The sequence below is a fragment of the Sporosarcina sp. P7 genome, assembly GCF_002743425.1.
Lineage (GTDB): Bacteria > Bacillota > Bacilli > Bacillales_A > Planococcaceae > Sporosarcina.
The window spans coordinates 77,377-96,979 of record NZ_PDZF01000007.1; the positions used below are offsets into that span (position 1 = coordinate 77,377).

General features: G+C 43.9%; 25 protein-coding genes and 1 other annotated feature. All 25 genes read right to left on the reverse strand.

Features of this window, described 5'->3' with window-relative positions; all coding sequences use genetic code 11:
* Window positions 1-18: 18 nt before the first annotated feature.
* Entirely contained in the window at window positions 19-744 is a 726-nt protein-coding gene (locus CSV60_RS08630) for a YebC/PmpR family DNA-binding transcriptional regulator (protein WP_099629824.1), read from the reverse strand.
* A gap of 12 nt (window positions 745-756) precedes the next feature.
* Entirely contained in the window at window positions 757-1,626 is an 870-nt protein-coding gene (locus CSV60_RS08635; protein WP_099629823.1) for a phosphotransferase, read from the reverse strand.
* Between the two features lie 6 nt (window positions 1,627-1,632).
* Window positions 1,633-2,733: a LysM peptidoglycan-binding domain-containing protein gene (locus tag CSV60_RS15770; protein WP_143565333.1), complete on the reverse strand. Its 1,101-nt coding sequence runs from the start codon at window positions 2,731-2,733 to the stop codon at window positions 1,633-1,635.
* Window positions 2,734-3,182: 449 nt separating this feature from the next.
* A complete protein-coding gene (pheA, locus tag CSV60_RS08645; RefSeq protein ID WP_099630009.1) occupies window positions 3,183-4,067 on the reverse strand; it encodes a prephenate dehydratase in 885 nt (294 codons plus the stop codon).
* Window positions 4,068-4,098: 31 nt separating this feature from the next.
* Complete coding sequence (locus tag CSV60_RS08650) at window positions 4,099-4,554, reverse strand: ACT domain-containing protein (RefSeq protein ID WP_099636698.1); 456 nt, start codon at window positions 4,552-4,554, stop codon at window positions 4,099-4,101.
* A 31-nt stretch (window positions 4,555-4,585) separates the two neighbouring features.
* Window positions 4,586-5,878: a GTPase ObgE gene (gene obgE, locus CSV60_RS08655; RefSeq protein ID WP_099636699.1), complete on the reverse strand. Its 1,293-nt coding sequence runs from the start codon at window positions 5,876-5,878 to the stop codon at window positions 4,586-4,588.
* 3 nt (window positions 5,879-5,881) lie between these two features.
* The gene (locus CSV60_RS08660) at window positions 5,882-6,415 is read right to left on the reverse strand and encodes a Spo0B domain-containing protein (RefSeq protein WP_099629821.1); all 534 of its coding nucleotides are present in this window, start codon (window positions 6,413-6,415) and stop codon (window positions 5,882-5,884) included.
* 331 nt (window positions 6,416-6,746) lie between these two features.
* The gene (gene rpmA, locus CSV60_RS08665; RefSeq protein WP_083031825.1) at window positions 6,747-7,040 is read right to left on the reverse strand and encodes a 50S ribosomal protein L27; all 294 of its coding nucleotides are present in this window, start codon (window positions 7,038-7,040) and stop codon (window positions 6,747-6,749) included.
* Window positions 7,041-7,052: 12 nt separating this feature from the next.
* A complete protein-coding gene (locus CSV60_RS08670) occupies window positions 7,053-7,379 on the reverse strand; it encodes a ribosomal-processing cysteine protease Prp (RefSeq protein WP_085131021.1) in 327 nt (108 codons plus the stop codon).
* A gap of 6 nt (window positions 7,380-7,385) precedes the next feature.
* Window positions 7,386-7,694 carry a 50S ribosomal protein L21 gene (gene rplU / locus CSV60_RS08675; RefSeq protein WP_085131022.1) on the reverse strand — a complete coding sequence of 103 codons (309 nt, stop codon included), beginning with the start codon at window positions 7,692-7,694 and terminating at the stop codon, window positions 7,386-7,388.
* Window positions 7,695-7,707: 13 nt separating this feature from the next.
* Window positions 7,708-7,784, reverse strand: a sequence feature (ribosomal protein L21 leader region).
* A gap of 70 nt (window positions 7,785-7,854) precedes the next feature.
* Window positions 7,855-8,472: a metalloprotease gene (locus CSV60_RS08680; RefSeq protein WP_099629820.1), complete on the reverse strand. Its 618-nt coding sequence runs from the start codon at window positions 8,470-8,472 to the stop codon at window positions 7,855-7,857.
* On the reverse strand, window positions 8,469-9,011 hold the full coding sequence (locus CSV60_RS08685; protein ID WP_099629819.1) for a peptidoglycan DD-metalloendopeptidase family protein: 543 nt from the start codon (window positions 9,009-9,011) through the stop codon (window positions 8,469-8,471). Before CSV60_RS08685 ends, CSV60_RS08680 begins: the two co-directional genes overlap by 4 nt.
* Before the next feature lie 99 nt (window positions 9,012-9,110).
* A complete protein-coding gene (gene minD, locus CSV60_RS08690) occupies window positions 9,111-9,911 on the reverse strand; it encodes a septum site-determining protein MinD (protein ID WP_099629818.1) in 801 nt (266 codons plus the stop codon).
* A gap of 1 nt (window position 9,912) precedes the next feature.
* Window positions 9,913-10,584: a septum site-determining protein MinC gene (gene minC / locus CSV60_RS08695; RefSeq protein ID WP_085131026.1), complete on the reverse strand. Its 672-nt coding sequence runs from the start codon at window positions 10,582-10,584 to the stop codon at window positions 9,913-9,915.
* Between the two features lie 19 nt (window positions 10,585-10,603).
* Complete coding sequence (mreD, locus tag CSV60_RS08700) at window positions 10,604-11,125, reverse strand: rod shape-determining protein MreD (protein WP_099629817.1); 522 nt, start codon at window positions 11,123-11,125, stop codon at window positions 10,604-10,606.
* Entirely contained in the window at window positions 11,122-12,015 is an 894-nt protein-coding gene (gene mreC, locus CSV60_RS08705; protein ID WP_099629816.1) for a rod shape-determining protein MreC, read from the reverse strand. Before mreC ends, mreD begins: the two co-directional genes overlap by 4 nt.
* Before the next feature lie 24 nt (window positions 12,016-12,039).
* Complete coding sequence (locus CSV60_RS08710; RefSeq protein ID WP_099629815.1) at window positions 12,040-13,053, reverse strand: rod shape-determining protein; 1,014 nt, start codon at window positions 13,051-13,053, stop codon at window positions 12,040-12,042.
* Window positions 13,054-13,222: 169 nt separating this feature from the next.
* The gene (gene radC, locus CSV60_RS08715) at window positions 13,223-13,921 is read right to left on the reverse strand and encodes a RadC family protein (protein WP_029053688.1); all 699 of its coding nucleotides are present in this window, start codon (window positions 13,919-13,921) and stop codon (window positions 13,223-13,225) included.
* The gene (locus CSV60_RS08720) at window positions 13,921-14,517 is read right to left on the reverse strand and encodes a Maf family protein (protein ID WP_099636700.1); all 597 of its coding nucleotides are present in this window, start codon (window positions 14,515-14,517) and stop codon (window positions 13,921-13,923) included. The genes radC and CSV60_RS08720 overlap by 1 nt, the downstream gene beginning before the upstream one ends.
* Window positions 14,518-14,601: 84 nt before the next feature.
* On the reverse strand, window positions 14,602-15,228 hold the full coding sequence (locus CSV60_RS08725; protein WP_099636701.1) for a hypothetical protein: 627 nt from the start codon (window positions 15,226-15,228) through the stop codon (window positions 14,602-14,604).
* Between the two features lie 91 nt (window positions 15,229-15,319).
* Window positions 15,320-16,075 (reverse strand): prepilin peptidase, encoded by a 756-nt coding sequence (locus tag CSV60_RS08730; protein WP_099629812.1) that lies wholly within the window; start codon window positions 16,073-16,075, stop codon window positions 15,320-15,322.
* Between the two features lie 11 nt (window positions 16,076-16,086).
* A complete protein-coding gene (locus CSV60_RS08735; RefSeq protein WP_099636702.1) occupies window positions 16,087-16,773 on the reverse strand; it encodes a pilus assembly protein PilO in 687 nt (228 codons plus the stop codon).
* A complete protein-coding gene (locus CSV60_RS08740; RefSeq protein WP_099636703.1) occupies window positions 16,766-17,452 on the reverse strand; it encodes a PilN domain-containing protein in 687 nt (228 codons plus the stop codon). Before CSV60_RS08740 ends, CSV60_RS08735 begins: the two co-directional genes overlap by 8 nt.
* A gap of 1 nt (window position 17,453) precedes the next feature.
* Entirely contained in the window at window positions 17,454-18,446 is a 993-nt protein-coding gene (pilM, locus tag CSV60_RS08745; protein WP_099636704.1) for a type IV pilus biogenesis protein PilM, read from the reverse strand.
* A gap of 635 nt (window positions 18,447-19,081) precedes the next feature.
* Entirely contained in the window at window positions 19,082-19,507 is a 426-nt protein-coding gene (locus tag CSV60_RS08750) for a type II secretion system protein (protein ID WP_099629808.1), read from the reverse strand.
* Between the last annotated feature and the right edge of the window lie 96 nt (window positions 19,508-19,603).

Here is a 19,603-nt window from a genome sequence, read left to right on the forward strand (position 1 = left end):
TTAACGGGCTAACAGTCCTTACTCATCCGATGCATTAGAATAGACGTTCTGGACATCATCGTCATCTTCTAACGCATCGATCATCTGCATAAACTGTTCTTGCTGCTCTTCACTCAAATCCGCATAAACGGACGGAACCATATCTACTTCTGCTGAAATAAATACTAAATCTTCCGCTTCGAGCGCTTCTTTTACATTCAGGAATTCAGAGGATTCCGTCAGAATTTCAAATCCGTCTTCTGTCGAAATAACATCTTCAGCCCCTGCTTCCAAAGCCGCCAGCATGACTGCGTCCTCGTCCGTTTCTTGCGTACGTTCGATGAACAGACGGCCTTTGCGTTCAAATAAATAGTTGACAGAGCCAGTTTCTCCTAAACTACCGCCATTTTTATTGAATGCCACGCGCATATTGGGTCCCGTACGATTGCGGTTTTCTGTCAAGGTATATACGAGGACGGCAACACCGCCCGGTCCGTATCCTTCATAGATTACTTCTTCATAGTTTTCATCCGCACCTGAACCTGTTGCTTTATCAATTGCCCGCTGAATAACATCATTCGGGACATTCGCACTCTTTGATTTATCGATTGCTAGACGTAAAGCTGGATTCGTGTCTGGATCATCTCCGCCAGACTTTGCTGCCACGTAAATTTCACGCGACATCTTCTGAAAGATCTTTCCTCGTTTTGCATCCTGTGCGCCTTTTCTATTTTGGATATTCTTCCACTTTGAATGGCCTGCCATGGATCAAACCTCCTACTTCATCATTCGCTCTATATCATACCATAATCTCGGCCAATGTGAGAGCGCAGTATCTGTGAAATGCAGAAGTTTGCTAGCCATCCGTTGCTGTTGCACTAATGGCAACGACAACAGATGTAACCATTCGCGAAGTACTTCATTCGGATATAATAGCTTCGCAAGAGACTGGTTTGATAAAGTTTGCAGCGCCGGATGCTCACCCATCAAAAAAGTCGGATTATAGGAAATCTGTGGCAACACACGATGCATCCACAACACACGTTCATCCTCTTCCGTTCCAAGACACGCTAAATCAAAATCGATAAAGCGGATATTCCCGTTCGAGTCACGCAAAATATTATGATGTACGACATCACCATGCAGCAGCGTCAAGGAATGTACAGGAGGCGGTTCTTTCTTAGCTATGTGCAACGCATCCTGTCCGTACTTTAACAACTGGTCAATCGTTGTGGAAGCGAGAAACGCTCCACACATTTCCCGCAACTCTTCAAACCGTGCAAGCCGAACTTCCCACTTTTCAATCATATGATAATGCGGTAAACAGGAAATCGATTGCCAATCAATCGTATATTTCGTATCATGTAATGCTTGCAGTGCACGGAACGAATCAATACGGTCAATTCTGCGCTTAAAGTTGACCGCTTTCGCATTTTCCAGCCACGGCTGCATGATCAACAGTGGATCCGATTTATCGACAATCGGCAAGATATACGGAAAATGTTGTGCACTAAGTAATTGATGAACTTGCCGAACTTTCACAGCTTGAGCAAGTGATGCATACTTTTTTACAGAATACACCGCTCCGCCGGATTCCATTTTCCAGACATTCTTTTTGATTTTAGTAAATCGTTGATTGTCTGCCATACGCGGTTACTGGTTTCGGTGCCAGTCCTCCTGTATTGGCATCGGTTGATGTGGAGGTGTATTACACCCACAATCACCCTGATAACCTGGAGGTTGTTGCCACATCGGATGCATTGGCATTGGCATCGGCATCATTTGCGGATACGGCATCCATTGCATCGCCGGCATGCATTCCGGTTGTGTCGACCATTGCGGCTGAACCGGCCAATTTGGTGAGCAATATGGCTGATTTGACGGACACCATGATGGCGGTACATCTGCTTTAGGCGGCATCGTCGGTTGTTGCGGCATTGGCTGCATCTCAGGCGACTCCGGTTGTGGGATTGGTTGTGGCATCGGTTTCATCTGTAATGAACTCGATTCGATCAACTGCCAGCCATCTGGCATAGGTGCGGGCACTGGTTTATGATGATGAGATGACTCTTCACACCATTCCGGTGACTCTTTTGGCGGCATCGGTTTGATTGGCGCCTGTATTGGCGGTGGCATCGGTGGCATAGGCTGCATCGGCGGCATCGGCTGTTGAGGCATATGTGGATGGCAGTCCGCATCAAAAATTGGCATCCATCCGCAAATCGGGAATACTGCTTGCCACATCGGTGGAGCCGGCATACTTGGCGGCATCGGCATATGAGGCACTGCCGGTGGAGCCTGCTGTTGCGGCATCGGCGGTGGTGGCGGCGCCGGCTGTTGTTGCATTGGCTGTACTTGTGGCAAAGGCTTCTGCTGCATCGGTGGCATCTGTGGCGCTTGTGGAAGCGGCGGCACGTGATGCTTCGGTGGTTTCGTTTGTGGAGGCGCCGGCTTAGAAGGCTTCTCCTGGTGTGGCGGCTTCATCGGTGCTTGGTGATGCGGCTTCTCCTGGTGCGGTTTCTCATGAGGTTTTTCATGGTGTGGTTTTTCATGTGGCTTTTCGTGCGGTTTCGTGTGATCACCTTTATGATGAGGCTTTTTCTTATCCATCGGCAAAAATATTTTCATGCCGGGAACGATATAGTCAGGATTCGCCAGGTGCGCATTCACCCGTTTCAATTCCTCGAACGGTATACCGTATTGTCTTGCGATCTTCCATAATGTATCACCCTTGACGACAATATGAACTTCCACTAACAATTCCCCCTTCCATCAATCCATCGTATGAACGGACGCCTACTTTTGTGACAATATGTGTAGGCTTCCTCTCTTGTTATGTATATTCATCAGGGACTTGTTTATTCCAAATAAAAAACCATCCACGGTAATAGAGGATGGTTGCGAATTAAGTCCGTTCTAATAGTAAGGTAGGAAGATAGTGCATGGGATTTCCACTCCAGCTGGGGAACGCATTCTGGAGGGCGCGGCCCGAGCTTCCGCTTCAATCCTACGTTTATAGTGGATGGACATATATCTCTTATTTACGAGAATGTATGAATTAGTAAAGCCCTTAAACATAGCTAAGTTTAAGGGCAGTTCTAGTTGTATTTCAAGTGTAGTTAACCATTACTAGTCATTGTACAATAAAAATGTCGATAGGTATTATCTAGTCACATTGCAAGAGATTACCAATCTATCTTATCTCAAGAAACAAACTCCCCAGACTCATAGACATAATACGTACCTAGGGAACGCGCTGTGCAGCCGAGTGCAGCCAGCTCTTCCATCGCACCCTTCATCATCGGATGCTCTTCTGACTCATTAATATCAATAATAAAGAAATAATGACCAAGACCCGTCTTCAACGGCCGTGACTCGATCTTGCTCAAGTTCAACCGACGCCACGAGAATACCGACAGAATTTGATGTAGCATCCCTGGACGGTCGTCTTCAGGCAACTTCACCATCAATGTCGTCTTAGATGAAGAAGCATGCTTCGAATGCTCCATCTTCTCCTTACGCAGCGACAACACGACGAAACGAGTATGGTTGAAGTGGAAGTCATGAATATTCTCTTCTGCTATATGTAAACCGTACGTTTCTGCCGCCAAACGGTTGCCAATTGCCGCAACACGCAGTTCTGGCTGCTCAGAAATAGATTTTGCTGCCGCTGCAGTAGACGTCGTTTGAATCAACGGAATCCTGCGGTAACGATACTGCAAAAACTTATGACATTGTGCCAACGCATGCGGATGGGACTGAATCGAATCCAATTCATCCAAATGATCCTTCTGCGATTTATTCACCAACATATGCTGCTCAATCGGCATGGAAATTTCAGCAGTAATAAACAACTCTTCACTATTGAATAAATAATCAATCGTCAACGGTACAGAACCTTCGAGTGCATTCTCCAATGGAACGACCGCATACGCGACGTGTCCTTCTGTCACTGCCTCTATACAATCCGGAATAGTCGGACGTGGTGTTAAGCCTTCCATGCCGAATAAATCGGACGCTGCAATATGGGTGAAGGATGCTTCGGGTCCCAAAAACGCAACGGAAGGTACATACTTCTTTTCGGTCATCATTCTTTCATCTCCCCACTGATTTAAGAGGTCAGAAAACCCCTGAACTAATTAAGTCAACAGAATCAATAAATCGAGGTGCTTTGAGTCGCTGTAAAAATGCTTCTACTTTAATTTCCATTTCCGTCACATCCAGTGATAATGTAATATTGGCGCGCCCCTGGACAGGAATCGTCTGGTGGATCGTCAATACATTACATTTCGCCTCCGTGACGACTTCCAAAAGCACAGCTAAAGAACCCTTTAAATCTTCCAGTTGAATAAAAATCGTCAAAATCCGGTCCCGTGCGATTGATTCGAACGGGAACACGGCATCACGATACTTATAAAAAGCACTCCGTGACAGACCGACCCGTTTAGTTGCTTCTTGGATCGTTGTCACTTCGCCCCTTGCCATCATTCGTTTAGCTTCGAGCATTTTCTGCATCGACTCGGTCAATACATCTTCGCGCACTAAATAAAACTGGCCTTCCCCGATTTGTTCCATTTCGCTCCCCCCAAAACGAGCCATTTCGACCTTACTCCAAGAACTCGAATTCGTAACTCATGATACGTACGATATCGCCGTTTTTCGCACCACGTTCACGCAATGCTTCGTCGATTCCCATTCCACGCATCTGACGAGAGAACTTGCGAACTGATTGATCGAAGTTGAAATCGGTCATCTGGAACAAGCGCTCCAACGTATAACCAGACAACATAAACGCTCCATCATCGTCACGCGAAATAATGAAATCAGGTCCAGTTGATTCGTGTTTATACAATACAGAATTGCTTGTTTCCTCATCCGCATCTGTCAACATAGGGAATTCCGGTGTGGTTTCAAGGAGGTCTAAAATGGCATACAGCAATGGATCTAAACCTGTTCTTGTCAATGCGGAAATCGGGAACACTTGAATCTCTTCATCACCGAGTGCCTCTTTGAATGCCTCTAGATTTTCTTGTGCATCTGGCATATCCATTTTATTCGCCACAATTATCTGTGGACGTTCAGTCAATCGCATATTGTACTGTTCCAGTTCTTTATTGATCGTCTGATAGTCTTCGAACGGCTCACGGCCCTCAAGTCCCGACATATCGATAACATGCACGATAACACGTGTACGTTCGATGTGACGTAAGAACTGATGTCCAAGTCCGACTCCTTCATGTGCCCCTTCAATCAACCCTGGTAAATCCGCAATGACGAATGTACGGTGATCATCGGTTTCAATCATTCCGAGATTAGGAACTAGCGTGGTAAAGTGATAATCCGCGATTTTCGGCTTCGCTGATGAAACGACCGATAGTAACGTCGATTTCCCAACACTTGGGAATCCAACAAGACCCACGTCAGCGAGAACTTTTAATTCAAGGATGATATCCCTACTAACGCCCGGCTCACCTTTTTCAGAAAGCTCTGGCGCTGTGTTCTGCGGCGTAACGAAACGGCTGTTTCCGCGTCCTCCACGCCCACCGCGCGCGATGACTGCTTGCTGGCCATGTTCAACCAAATCTGCAATAATCGTTTCAGTTTCCGCGTCTTTGACGACTGTGCCAGGCGGAACTTTAACGATCATATGCTTACCGCTACGACCGTGCATATTCTTACTTTGACCGTGTTCTCCACGATCCGCTTTAAAGTGACGCTGATAACGGAAATCCATTAACGTACGCAGCCCTTCATCCACGACAAAGATGACGTCTGCGCCTTTCCCGCCATCCCCACCGGATGGTCCACCATTGGCTATATATTTTTCACGACGGAACGAAACCATACCATCGCCACCGTCGCCACCTTTTACAAATACTTTCACGTGATCCACAAACATAATTTATAATCCTCCTAATTGTCCACTGATGGTAAACGTCCATTGATTCGGTTCACCGAGGACTTCGACCGTAAGCTGAGATGAATGTTCTGGGATGTCTAGTTGCTTTGCGTACAGCTCGGTAAATGTCAGTTGCATACTCCAAGATGCATCTTCTGTTGTGACTTCAATCGTCACAGGACAATCTGCATAGCGCTGAATTTGCGCTTCCACAGCCAGCACGACTTGTTCCAAGTAGTCGGCCAACAATTGGTCCATTTCACTTGAATCAATTTTTTCAGTAATATCACAATACAGTTGCACCTTTAAAACCGGATATCGCCACTCAAGTGTCGTGATCCACTCCTCAGTAAGAGGCATGTCTAATCTCTGAAGCAAAGCTTGTCGCTGCATGTCCGCTGTTTTCTCAAGTATACAGTTTCGCGCATCTGTATATTTCCCCATATCAATATTCATGAGGATCAATTGCAGATCATTCATGTGATCGTGTCGACTATATCTCACTGCCTGCGACACATTTAGCTTATTCTTCCCCATATTTTCACCACCAGCTGTTTTCGTACTTCTTAGTATAGCATTTTCGCGCGCAAATCACTAAAAAAATCGTTATGGAGGGACAAATTACTTGAAATGTATGTCCAATCATCATGTTAAATTGGTCAAGCGCTCATTATTCCCCCGTAAGCGATCAATAAACCCTTTAGCCGCTCATAACCGTGATCAAGCGATCATACATACTTGCTATCCACTCTATCAACCAGGCTAAGCGCTCATACTTTCCTGCCGTCCGCTCATACCCCGATAATCTTGACATAAGAAAAAGGACTGCAACAAGTGCAGTCCTTTTTCACATTGTCATGCTATCCAATTAAGCTTCTTGCGTTGCTGCTGGGTAGACACTGACTTTCTTTTTGTCGCGGCCAAGACGTTCGAAACGAACGACGCCATCGATTTTTGCGAATAGAGTATCATCTCCACCGCGTCCAACGTTTTCACCTGGGTGAATTTTAGTTCCACGCTGGCGATAAAGGATTGATCCACCGGAAACGATTTGTCCATCTGCGCGCTTAGCACCAAGACGTTTCGAATGTGAATCACGACCGTTCTTAGTAGAACCTACACCTTTTTTCGATGCGAAAAACTGAAGATCTAAACGTAACATAGCTGCCACCTCCTACTTTTCAAAGGATAATTTTATATAATCTGCATAGTCTAATTCAATCGTTTGTAAAGAAATAATCATTGCTTGCAGGAGTAGTTGAACTTGCGCATCTTGTTCCGTTACCGGAAATGCCACACGTAAGTATCCACCATCCGCACCTTGATCCACATCGGGTTCAATCGAAGTCAACTGCATAATAGCATTTACCGCACCAAATGATACGGCAGAAGCACCAGCACAAACTAGATCTTGTCCGTGTTCGGCAAAGTTTGCATGACCATCCATCTCAAAAACTGAGATGCGCCCAGAAGGCTCTTTTATAATTCTGACATGTATCATGCCGGATTATAGATTGATTCCGTCAATAACGATTTTCGTGTATGGCTGACGGTGTCCTTGTTTTTTGCGATAGTTTTTCTTCGCCTTATATTTGAAAACAACAATTTTCTTTGCGCGGCCTTGCTTGACAACCTTACCTGTTACAGTTGCGCCTTCTACGAATGGAGCACCGACTTTAACGTCATCTCCGCCCACCATTAGCACCTTGTCAAAAGTTACCACTTCATCAGCTTCACCAGCAATCTTCTCAATGAAGATCTCTTGGCCTGCTTCAACTTTGATTTGTTTTCCACCAGTTTCAATAATTGCGTACATACTTGCACCTCCTCTAATTATACAGACTCGCCTTGACAGGTGATTCAACCTACGAATACTTGAACCTGTTTAGTGCGGTTGTAGCACGGGTGCTACAATCAATAACAGTAAAATATTATCACATAGAAAAGAGCAGGTCAAGCATTCTTCCTAGAATCTTTTAAAAGAAGGAAGTTTCTTTTTTAGTGAGCTGTTCAAAGACTCGCTCATACCTTCTAAAACGATAGGAAATAATGTTTTGCACTGCTAAAAAAGAGGTGATTATTACGAGTGGCATACTATCGGGCAAGTACGCAATTAAAAATGCACAAAGCGATGCAGACACGACGATAGAATACAGTAGGAAATTTGAGCGAGTGGTGTATTTCGTTGCTTCCGTCTCTAGCAAAATAGACACTACTTGTCCACCATCAAGTGGCAGAATGGGTAGTAAGTTCACGCTTAGCAAGATCATCTGAATCCTTAAAAACTGCGTATCCCCCGGGAATGTCAAACATATGCCAAGTACTAATAAAACGGCTGTCGCGACAGGTCCACCTAGCGCCACGATCAGCCGTTGCTGTTTATTTGCCAACTGCCGATTAACAAATTGTAACTCCCCTCCATACGGTAAGATGGTACAACTCCTAATTTTCATTCCGACGTGTCGTGCGGCCAAAACGTGTCCAAGTTCATGAAAAAGTAAAGAGAATAAGAGCATCGCATACATTGACACACCACCGACAATCATGAAAAATAAAAAAATCGGCAACAATACCGGATGAATACGATACTTCATTGCTGGCCGCCCGACATATACGTTGCCAACACGGTAGGCTCCAGCGGTATCCCATTACGTTTCACGCGGATATATACTGCCTCCTCTGCCATTACCGCAATCTCATCCCCAAGTCTCACAGCTGTGTATGGAAGCGTTGAGAACGAGCCTACAAACCCATACGTTACTTCATCACCGTTATCGTACTGAACAGTCACCGTCTTTCCTGACTGCCTGGTATAGCCTGTAAAGACGACTAGTCCGCTTCCTTGTGAAGTAATCGACATAGGTTGTGTATACGAGATAATAGCTCCGTCTTGATAGGGTTGGAACGATTCGTACGTCTTTAATGGATTAAATGCCGAATTCCCTGATACCGTGATGACTTCATCTTCTGATATCAAGGAAGAAACCCACTTCTTCATCACCACAAAATCTTTCCCTGTCGTCACATATTGCGTAATAGGTATATTGATTAGCTGACGTTCTTCCAGTTTTGATAAACCTACAACAGACACCAACAGCACAATGGCCATGATCCATTTTGTTTTCCACTTCATCACGTCCCCTCCCTTACCTGCAGTGTATGAAAAGAAGGAGAAATAAATGACGAATGAAAAAACTCAGCACCGTAAAAGGCACTGAGCTTTGAGTTTGTATTATTTACTGAACATATTCTTGATCTTGCCGAAGAATCCTGCTTTGCTTTTCTCCATCGTCATCAACGGCACAGACTCACCTAAGATGCGTCGTGCAATGTTGCGATAACCGATTGCAGCAGGGTTTGTCGGGTCCATCACGACAGGTTCGCCTTTATTTGAAGCAGAAATAACGTTTTGATCATCCATTACGATACCTAATAAATCAATCGATAAATGCGTCGTGATTTCATTGACATCCAATGTTTCGCCGCTTTCCATCATACCGCTTCTAATGCGGTTGATAATCAATTTCGGCGGTTCAAGTTCTTCTTCTGCTTCAAGCAGTCCAATAATACGGTCTGCGTCACGTACAGCAGAAATCTCTGGAGTCGTCACGACAATCGCGCGGTCCGCACCAGAAATCGCATTTTTGAATCCTTGTTCAATTCCTGCTGGGCAGTCAATTAAAACATAATCATAATCCTGTTTTAATTCTAAAACGAGCTTCTTCATTTGTTCCGGATTCACGGCACTCTTATCGGTCGTCTGTGCTGCTGGCAGCAAGAACAATCGATCCTCGAAGCGCTTATCTTTCACAAGGGCCTGATGTACTTTGCAACGCTCTTCCACCACATCGACCAAATCATAAATAATTCGGTTTTCCAGGCCAAGAATTACGTCCAAGTTACGCAGACCGATATCTGTATCGACTAAACACACTTTTTTCCCTTGTAACGCAAGAGCGGTACCAAGATTGGCTGACGTCGTGGTTTTTCCAACGCCACCTTTACCAGAAGTAATGACAATTGCTTCTCCCAAATTATATACCTCCCTTAAATGTAGCAAGGTCCGGACGTAAATATCGGAGCTCCTGAAGACGGTCTATCGCAATCTGCCCATTCTTTTGAAGATACGCACATTCCATTTCAGGTTGCTCAGAAAGAATCGTCAATTCGTCGGTCATGATTTCGATCTTATCCGCAATTTTCAGATGCGTCGCCTCCAGCCAAGATGCAGCAATGACTGCGTCTTTATTGCCTTGTGCTCCCGCATGTGCAATGCCTTTGACACGACCCAGTACATAAATACTGCCGCCCGCAATGACTTGCGCACTCTGATTCACATCACCGATAATGACCAAATCGCCATCAGCCTTTACGACCTGACCCGATCGAACGATTCCTATATAGGTTTCGGACTGCTTCTCGATCAACTTTCTCTCACACTCTTTTAACGAAATGACGTCACTATGTACCTTCGAAACTCGCAAATGAGGGGAAGTATGAATGACCGATTGAATCTTGTTCATGTCTTTCTCGTCACAATAACGATGCCCTAGATGCAACTGTACTTCAGACACACCTTCAAGTACGCTGCTCTGAACTTTTTCTTTCAACTCACTTAGCAATTCGGTAAATGCGCAATGGTCATCCAATCGTAATACTAAGCCGTCTTTTGTTCCTTTTATCGTTATCAACTGTGATTTCGTCACCTACATCACCTCACAATACTTAAAAACCTGCTTGTTTTTGAAAAAATCTTTTCTCTGTAATCTGTTTGAACATATAGCCGAACATCACGATAAATAATGAATTCGCAATCATTGTCGGAACGAGTCGACTCGTAAAGAATTCGCCGAAATCAATGGACGTTAACGCAATCACACTAGCAAAAAAGTACGACAACAATTCCAGTAACACAATCATTACTACTGATAATACCATAACCGTCACGGTATGACGCTCAATTTGTCGAATTACTAACGCCGCAACATAACAAATCAGTGGATACATGAATGTGTATAATCCAATAATATCAATATGATACATATCATACAACAGTCCAAGGACAAATCCGTAAATAATCGCTCGCTTGCTTGTATAATAAGTCGCAATGAAAATTAAATAGACAATTAGGAACCTAGGGACCGTGACATATAAATTACCGTTAATTTCAATCGGTGAAAACAGACTGAAGATAGGTTCTAGGAAAAATAATAGGATAGCAATTAACGGAATGATGAATCGGATCATGACTCATCGTCTCCTTTAGTCGTTGCGGAGTTGCCCCCGTCAGTCCCATCGACAACCGTCATGGAACGCTTTGCGATCATCACATGATCTAGTTTTGAGAAAGTAGCTGCCGGTTTTATATAGGCCAGTTTCGTCAGTCCGTAGTCGTCCGTAGAAACTTCGGTTACTTCCCCTATTAAAATGCCTTTAGGGAAGATTCCTCCAAGCCCTGAAGATATCACTTGCATCCCTTTTTTTACATTGAAGCTCGAATCTAGCCTCTTCATGATCAATTGTCTCGAAGTCCGATCGTATCCTTCGATTAAACCAAACATTTCTTCTTCGCCAACTACCATAGCCGCCACACGGAAATCGCTATTTTCCGTTGAAATCAATTCGACTGTTGACGTGAATGGAGTCGACAAAATGACTTTACCAATCAGACCTTGCGCCGTCATGACCGCCATATTGACGTCCACTCCAGCTGTCGTTCCTTTGTCTATGATAATCTTCTCTTCCCATTGATCAGGATTGCGTGAGATCACCGTGGCTTGTATCGGCTCAAATGCGCGCAGATCTTCTTGCTTATCAATAATTCCACGTAGCTTCACATTATTTGCTTTGACATCCACCAACTCCGCTTGCATGGCGGCATACGTTTCCAGACGCTTTTTTAATCGTTTGTTTTCTTCGTATGTATTAAGCATCGTATCAATATTTTCAATCAGTCCCGTCACAAAGTGGGCTGGTTTCGTAACGAGCGACTGCCCGAAACCTACGACATCCTTCACTGCTTGTTCCGGTACATTTGCATGATTTCGGTCGCGAAGTGAAAATGCAATTAATGCCACAAGGACGATTACTCCTACTAATAAAATGATTAATCGTTTATTGGAAAAAAAACGCGGCATTGCCTACATCTCCTCCAATTAATATTATGATTGAATTTTTTTAATGAGTTTTAAATTATCCAAAGCTTTACCTGTTCCAATCACTACGCAGTCTAGCGTATCTTCTGCTACAAATGCAGGCATTTTTGTTTCTTCAGAAATTGCTTTATCGAGATTACGAAGTAATGAACCGCCACCTGTTAAGACAATTCCACGTTCCATAACGTCTGACGCCAATTCAGGTGGTGTCTGTTCCAGCGTCTTTCTCATACCTTCAATAATCAAATCCATCGGCTCACGCAACGCTTTCGTGATTTCCTGCGAATTAATTTCCATCGTTTTCGGCAAGCCTGTCAATAAGTCACGACCGTGGATGTCCATTTTCTCCGTCTTATCTAAATCAAATGCCGAACCAATTTGCATTTTGATGTTTTCGGCAGTACGTTCACCGATCATCAATTTATATTCTTTACGGATATACGTTATGATAGCTGAATCCATAGAATCTCCACCAACACGGATCGAAGTACTCGTCACGATGCCGCCTAGAGAAATGATGGCCACTTCCGTCGTACCTCCGCCTATATCGACGACCATACTGCCCGTTGGTTCCCATACTGGCAAATTCGCACCAATTGCAGCCGCAAAAGGTTCTTCGATCGTATATGCTTCTTTCGCACCCGCTTGACGTGCAGCATCGATCACCGCGCGTTGCTCAACCGATGTAATACCATATGGCACACAAACCATAACGGTCGGTTTCGTCCATGAATTTCCTGCTGATTTTAGCGCTTCTTTTAAATAATGACGAATCATGGCAGTTGTTGTTTCAAAATCTGCAATGACTCCTTCTCGCATCGGGCGAATTGCCACGACTGAAGTCGGTGTACGTCCGATCATGGCATGCGCTTTACTGCCTACCTCTACGATTTCACCGGTCGTCGTATTTTTCGCTACGACAGAAGGTTCCCTTAGCACAATACCTTTATCCTTAATGAAAACTAGAGTATTGGCTGTCCCCAAGTCAATTCCTACGTTTCTTGATCTGAAACCAAACAAGTCAATTCTCCCTTTCTATAAAACCATCATCGGTATTCTTAAAAGCATACACCACATTATAACGGAAAGGTAACTTAATTTACAGTGTCACCCGGCCAGTTTGCAAAAAACATCGAAAAAGAGACTGATTTACCAGTCTCTCTACTTTCGCGCGACAATTTTCACGCTTTTAGATGTACCCTTTGTCTTTTAAACTGATGAATTTCTGATCACCGATAATGATATGATCGAGCACATCCACGCCCATGATCTGACCCGCTTCCATCAGTCGTTTCGTCACTTCGATGTCTTCCCTCGAAGGTGTCGTGTCGCCACTTGGATGATTATGTGAAATAATCATCGATGCGGCCGACCGTTTAAAAGCTTCACGGAACACTTCACGCGGATGTACTATGGAAGAATTCAAACTGCCAATGAAAATCGTTTGCTTATGTAACACTTCATTTTTTACATTCAAAAATAACACCACGAAATGTTCTTGATTCAACGACGACATATCCGTCATTAAATAATTCGCGGCATCTTCCGGTGAACGAATCTTATAGCGTTCGTGCGGGGCCGTTCGATACAATCGCTTGCCGAGTTCTGCGGCAGCCAATAACTGCACCGCCTTCGCTTCACCAATCCCTTTAATTTTGGTCATCTCGTCCACTGTTAACTCTTTCAAATCTTGTAAACGGTCAATTGTCGACAACACACGGTTGGCGAGTACGAGAACAGATTCCGAGCGGGAGCCGGTGCGCAACAGAATCGCCATCAGCTCTTGGTTGGATAAACTGCTCGCCCCTTCTCGTATTAAACGCTCACGAGGCCTGTCAGCGATATGCACATCACGGATCATCATTTGCGGAGCTAAATCAAGCGGCATTACGCACCACCTTCTAAAGTTAGCAACCCTTCCTGACGCATCCGGTTGACTAGATCACTGATCGGCAACCCTACGATGTTTTGATAATCGCCTACCATATTTTCCACAAACAGCATCCCTTGCGTTTGGATGCCGTACGCACCTGCTTTATCTGAAGCATCTCCTGATTCCACATATGCACGAACGAGCTCTTCATCCAGTTTCCTGAACTTCACTTGAGACAAACCAGCAAACTGTATCGTCTTCCCGTTCGCAAGGATCGTCACACCTGTAATCACTTCATGTAGCTCTCCAGAAAGCTCCATCAAGAAGTCAATGGCTTGCGCGTCATCTTCTGGCTTTGGGAACACTTTGTCATCTTTCACTACAATTGTATCTGCCGCAATGATGATTTCTTCTTCTGATTCAACTACCGCAAGCGCCTTTTGCTCAGACAGACGAACCGCATATTCATATGGCTCTTCCGGTGTAAACGGTAAATTCTCGTCTACATCGCTCGGTCTCACGATAAAATCAATTCCTGCAAGCTGTAATAATTCTTTACGTCTCGGCGAGGAAGATGCGAGCACAATAGGTTTTAAACTACTAAATTTCATTGGAACAACCCCCTTTTTCCTAGTGTACGCTATTCCACGCGATTTGAAAAAAGGGCAAAATTCAATTCTCCCCCGTATATGGGATCAAAATTGAATTTTGAAGCACGGGTCTTGATTCGAGTAATGCGCCAACAGATGCAGTCTCGCGACAGAGGAATCCTTTGTAAATGCAGTAATGGCGGTCATTTTCTTCGCAAAGTCTCCCCCTTTTTTCGCGTCTTTTGCATCTTTAGACAATTCAATTTTCGATAGATCCTCAGCAAGCAACGCTTTTCTCACCTCGCCGGCATCCGCAGACTTGCAAGTGCCCGGTACGATTGTAATTCTCTTCTTAAATGCATCTTCGCCTTCCTTCAAAATTACATCACTCTCGTTCAGCCAAACCGCTCCCCAGACATAGAACTGTCCCCCCGCTGGCACGATAGCCGTACTTGCGAGACTCGGATTGTCCGCCACGAAATCCGTCGCTGCCTCCTGACTGGAAAACACACCATGCTGCTTAACGAACATAGTATCTCCACCCTCAGCCGCTCCGCCTTGCTCGTCTGTCTTCGGCCCAGTCGTCGCTACCGTCTCATTCGCCTTATCCTTTTTCTCTCCCGTAGTCGATATCGTCAGCCCGATCACTAGTACTGCGACCAAGCCGATCGCTATCCCTTGCACTAACGCCCGAATCACAATGTTCTTTGAATACGTCCTGCGGAAATTCATTCCATCACTCCACTAGTTTTCTTTCACCATATCAAAATGAACGTAAAAAAAGACGAGACTGTTGTCGTCTCGTCCATAAACATTTACCGATTTAGTTCAACAAACCTGTATACCAACTGACAAGCTGCGTCCCATAGAAATAAGCAATGAGTGCAGCGACCGCAATCGAAGGACCGAATGGCACAGGTGTTTTACGTCCTTGCTTCGTCTTTTTTAAGAAGATCATGCCGACAATCGCGCCTATCAATGAAGCGAGAAACAGCGTCACTAACGTCTGCATCGTTCCGAGCACCAAACCAATAACGAAAAACAACTTAATATCGCCACCGCCCATACCACCGTTCGACACGAAGGCAATCAATAGCAACAAACCGAACCCCACCGCAGCTCCAAGCAAGCTATCCCACCAGGGCGTCAGCGGACTGACGAAGCGCAAGATGAAAATTGCAATACCAAACGGCAATAAAATTTTATTCGGAATCAACATATACTTTAGATCGGATACCGTTAAAATAACCAACATGGAAATAAATAACAAAGCCACAACGAATTCCCATTGAAATCCGAAGTGTAAGAACGCACAGACGAACAGCACACCCGTGATCAGCTCCATCACGGGATATAGAGCACTGATCTTCTCTTTACATCCACGGCACTTCCCACGCAAAAATACGTAAGAGAAAACCGGCACCAGATCTACTGCGGTCAGATTACGATCACATGTCGTACAGCGAGAAGGTGGTGACACGATGGATTCCTTTACCGGCAAACGTATGCCGACTACGTTAAAGAACGAGCCAAACGTAATGCCGTAAAGGAAGAAAAAACTACTATAGAGCCATTCCATGGATTACCTCCTTACCCCGCTTTCTCAGTACCTGTCATTTTATTGATCGTCGTTGGATCGAATTTCATCGCAGGTGGCGGCGCGTCTACTTTCGGCGCCTCATTTTGTAAATTGACAAGATCCGGACGGAAGTACGCATGGAATGAAATCACAACTTTCATTTCACCGATATCCGATTCCTCTTCCGTTTTCTCGGCAGTCGCTTCGAATTGAATCGTCTCTACATTTATCAGTCGAATCATTTCTTCAATCTCGTAAATGAACGTATCGACTTGCTTATATGTATCTGCAGCGAGTGTCACTTCCATCAAAACAGTTTCAAGATTTTGTACATTTTCAGGCAATAATTCAATATTGAATACTTCTTTCGAGAAATTAATTTCTTCTATTCGACTATCGGACTTTACTTCCGCCTTCTCCAGACGAATCAGCAATGCATCTTCTAACGGAATGACAGGCACAACTTTTTGAAGTGGTGCAGACGTTACAGTTTCATTTACATCTCTATTCGCTAATTGTTTTTGTAAGGAAAACAACACATCACGTTCTGAAGCAAACTGAGCCGCCGTCTGATCCTTCATTTCTTTTGCTGGCAAAAAGACGTTCGTCACCGTGTAATAGACAAGTGCAATAAGGAAAATGGAAGCCAATACGACTAAACCAATCTCCATCTGACGTTTAGATAAATATTTATTCAACCGTATCGCCTCCTTCCGTATTCGCATCTACAGGAGGTTGTAGTTCTTCAGGGGCAGGTTCTTGTGGTTTCTCTTGCGGTTCTTGAATCACATCAGGATCAACGTCTGCGTCTGTTCTTGGTAGCGCACGTTCATCGACAAATTGAATGAAATAAGTAGCAAAATATCTAGGCAAGACATTCTCCCGCTCATCGATGTCTAGTTTTTCCGTTTCAATTCCTTCGAACGTCGCGTCGATCACTAACGACGAAGCTTTCATTCGGGTTAGATAAAGCGCCGGCTCCATCAAGTCATCAAACTGTACTTTCAATGTCACTTCATTGGGCGCAGTGAACGTTAGCTCTTGGAAAAACCCTCGATCTGGCAAGGCTTTCGTTAGATCATCTATAAGCGGTTGTGTTTTATATTGGTGCCCTTTTAGAAACTCTACAGTCGCTGCTAATTGTTCTTTTTCCTGACCGAATGCAGACAAATGCATTTGGGACGTTATACCTTCTTGTTGTTTCTGTATTTCATACGTGGATTGTTGCAACGTCCCCGCTTCATCATCATATTTTTGCGCAATGAAATAAAGCACAATCCAACTAAGGAATGCGACTAAAAGTATTGCAATCGCTATCCAAAGAAAAGTAGCCCTCTCACGGATCTTTTCCGGCAGTAGATTTATATCAACTAACATATTACACCTCTTCCTTCAGCGCGAGACCAATAACCCGGTGGAAATCCGCAGTAATTTCTGTTCCGTCCACACAACTAATCGGCTCGTTCACTAAGGGAAGTGCTTCGATCGTTAAACGTTCTCGTACCATCTGCAATAATTCTTCTTGTTGTGTATATGTACCATTCCACACTAGATGGGTAATAGCGGAATCATTCTCCGCCAAATTAAAGCGATAGAAGTTCGCTAGCTTCTCGAGTTCCATGACAATCGTATCCGGCTCAACTCGTTGCTCTAGCTCTTCGCCTGTTGTCATGCTAAGCGGTACTTCCAGTTCCATCGAGCGAATGAACAAAGGATAATGGGAATAGAAAATAGACACAGTCAGGCTACGACCACGCAAATCAGCAAGGAGAATATGTTCCGACCCCTCAAATTGGTGGACATGATGTGCCAGGCGATACAGAGAAAGCGGTGCAATATCCGCCACAACAGGCTCCACTTTTACGGACTTCAGCACTTCCTCATAGGTCTGCATAATACTTTCTTTAGACGCAATCAAAATCGCTTCATTTTGCGATTTATTAGCTGTATAAGGAACGACATCAAACACCGGATCGTCAAAAGGCAAATAAATCGTCGAACCGATCTCGATAAAGAAATGGCTTTTCAGCTCTTCATCTTCCACCGTGTCAGGATACGCAACGCGTCGGATGATGACATATGTATCAGGCGCAAGAAACGCCACGTCACGCTTCACAAGATTCCAATCTTTCACAACCTCCGTCAGAACATCGCGGAGCTTATCCCCTTCGGCTATTCGGCCTTCCATTATGATATGTGCTGGCAACAACAATTCTTTCGCGATTTCCAGCACGATCGGATTCAAGGACTTTATACGCACGTACCGGATCGCATCGTCGTCAAGAGTTAACGAATGCACACGCTTTTTACGGCTGAGTGTAGGTATAGAAAGTTTGGAAAGTGGGCGTTTTAGTTTAGAAAAAATTGACATAAATGAACTCCTTCCAGACGAGCAAACGCGGGGTGTTTGGTGATTATTTCCTAGTAAACTAGTTATGGTAAGTATAGCAAAAGTGTTGGGAGAAAGGAAGACTGGTAGGAAGAGCTTACGAAATATTAAGCATTGTAATTAATCACCTGATATGGAGGGTAATTCATCACATTTTTCAGTTCTAACTTTTGTGGATTTCTCACTATTATTAATCATTTCGACAGTGGTTTTCGAAATTTAACGTCATTTTCCTCGACGTATGCTTTACTACAAATCCAAAGGGGTTAGCTTCAACAATCCACAATATGTAATTGACTAAGTTTTCGCTTTAAAGAGAACACAGTTGAATTAATGGAAGAATACCTACAGAGTTAATATAATAATTAATTTCAATGTGTTCAATAAAATATGAACTAGCAACGTTTAGTAATATAACCGTTAGCATCTTTAACGAGCGTAACACGACGAGTGTCGGCAAGAAGTTTCTTCACAAGAGTACAATCTTATAAGTTGCACAATTGAATTTATTGAATCTATGATTATTCACATTTCTAAAAAAATTGATTTTTAAAAAACTCTGCAGGGAATATCTGCAGAGTTTTAATGAATTAAGTAATATAATTATGGAAAGATACTTATCTCGTCACTTCAACTGTACCGGTAGTTCCTTTAACTGCAGCATCAGTAATATTTTTAGAAGTCGAACCTTTGAAAGTTACTGTAACACCTTTTGTCGTTGCGGTACCTACTAAAGTATTTGATCCGCCATCTACTTTTGTAACTGTTGCTGATGTAAGGCCACCAACTTCATTTAAAAATCCTTCTGTAGTTAACTTCGTAAGGTCAACTGACTTTTCACCGTTTTCTGCAAAGTACATCTGTGCAGCAGATAATACATTTTGTCCATCAGACTTTAATGCATTAACCTTAGAATTCGTAATAATATTCCCAATAGCCGGCACCGCAATCGCAGCAATAATACCCAAAATAACAATAACCGCTAATAGCTCGACAAGTGTCAAACCTTTTTGATTCAATTTCTTCTGCATAAACTTTTTCATATAATTCCCCCCCTCTTGTCTATCATACTTTATGAGTATAGTATACCAGAGACACTAGTAAATTAAAACTAGTTTAATTGAAAAAACTTAAAATTA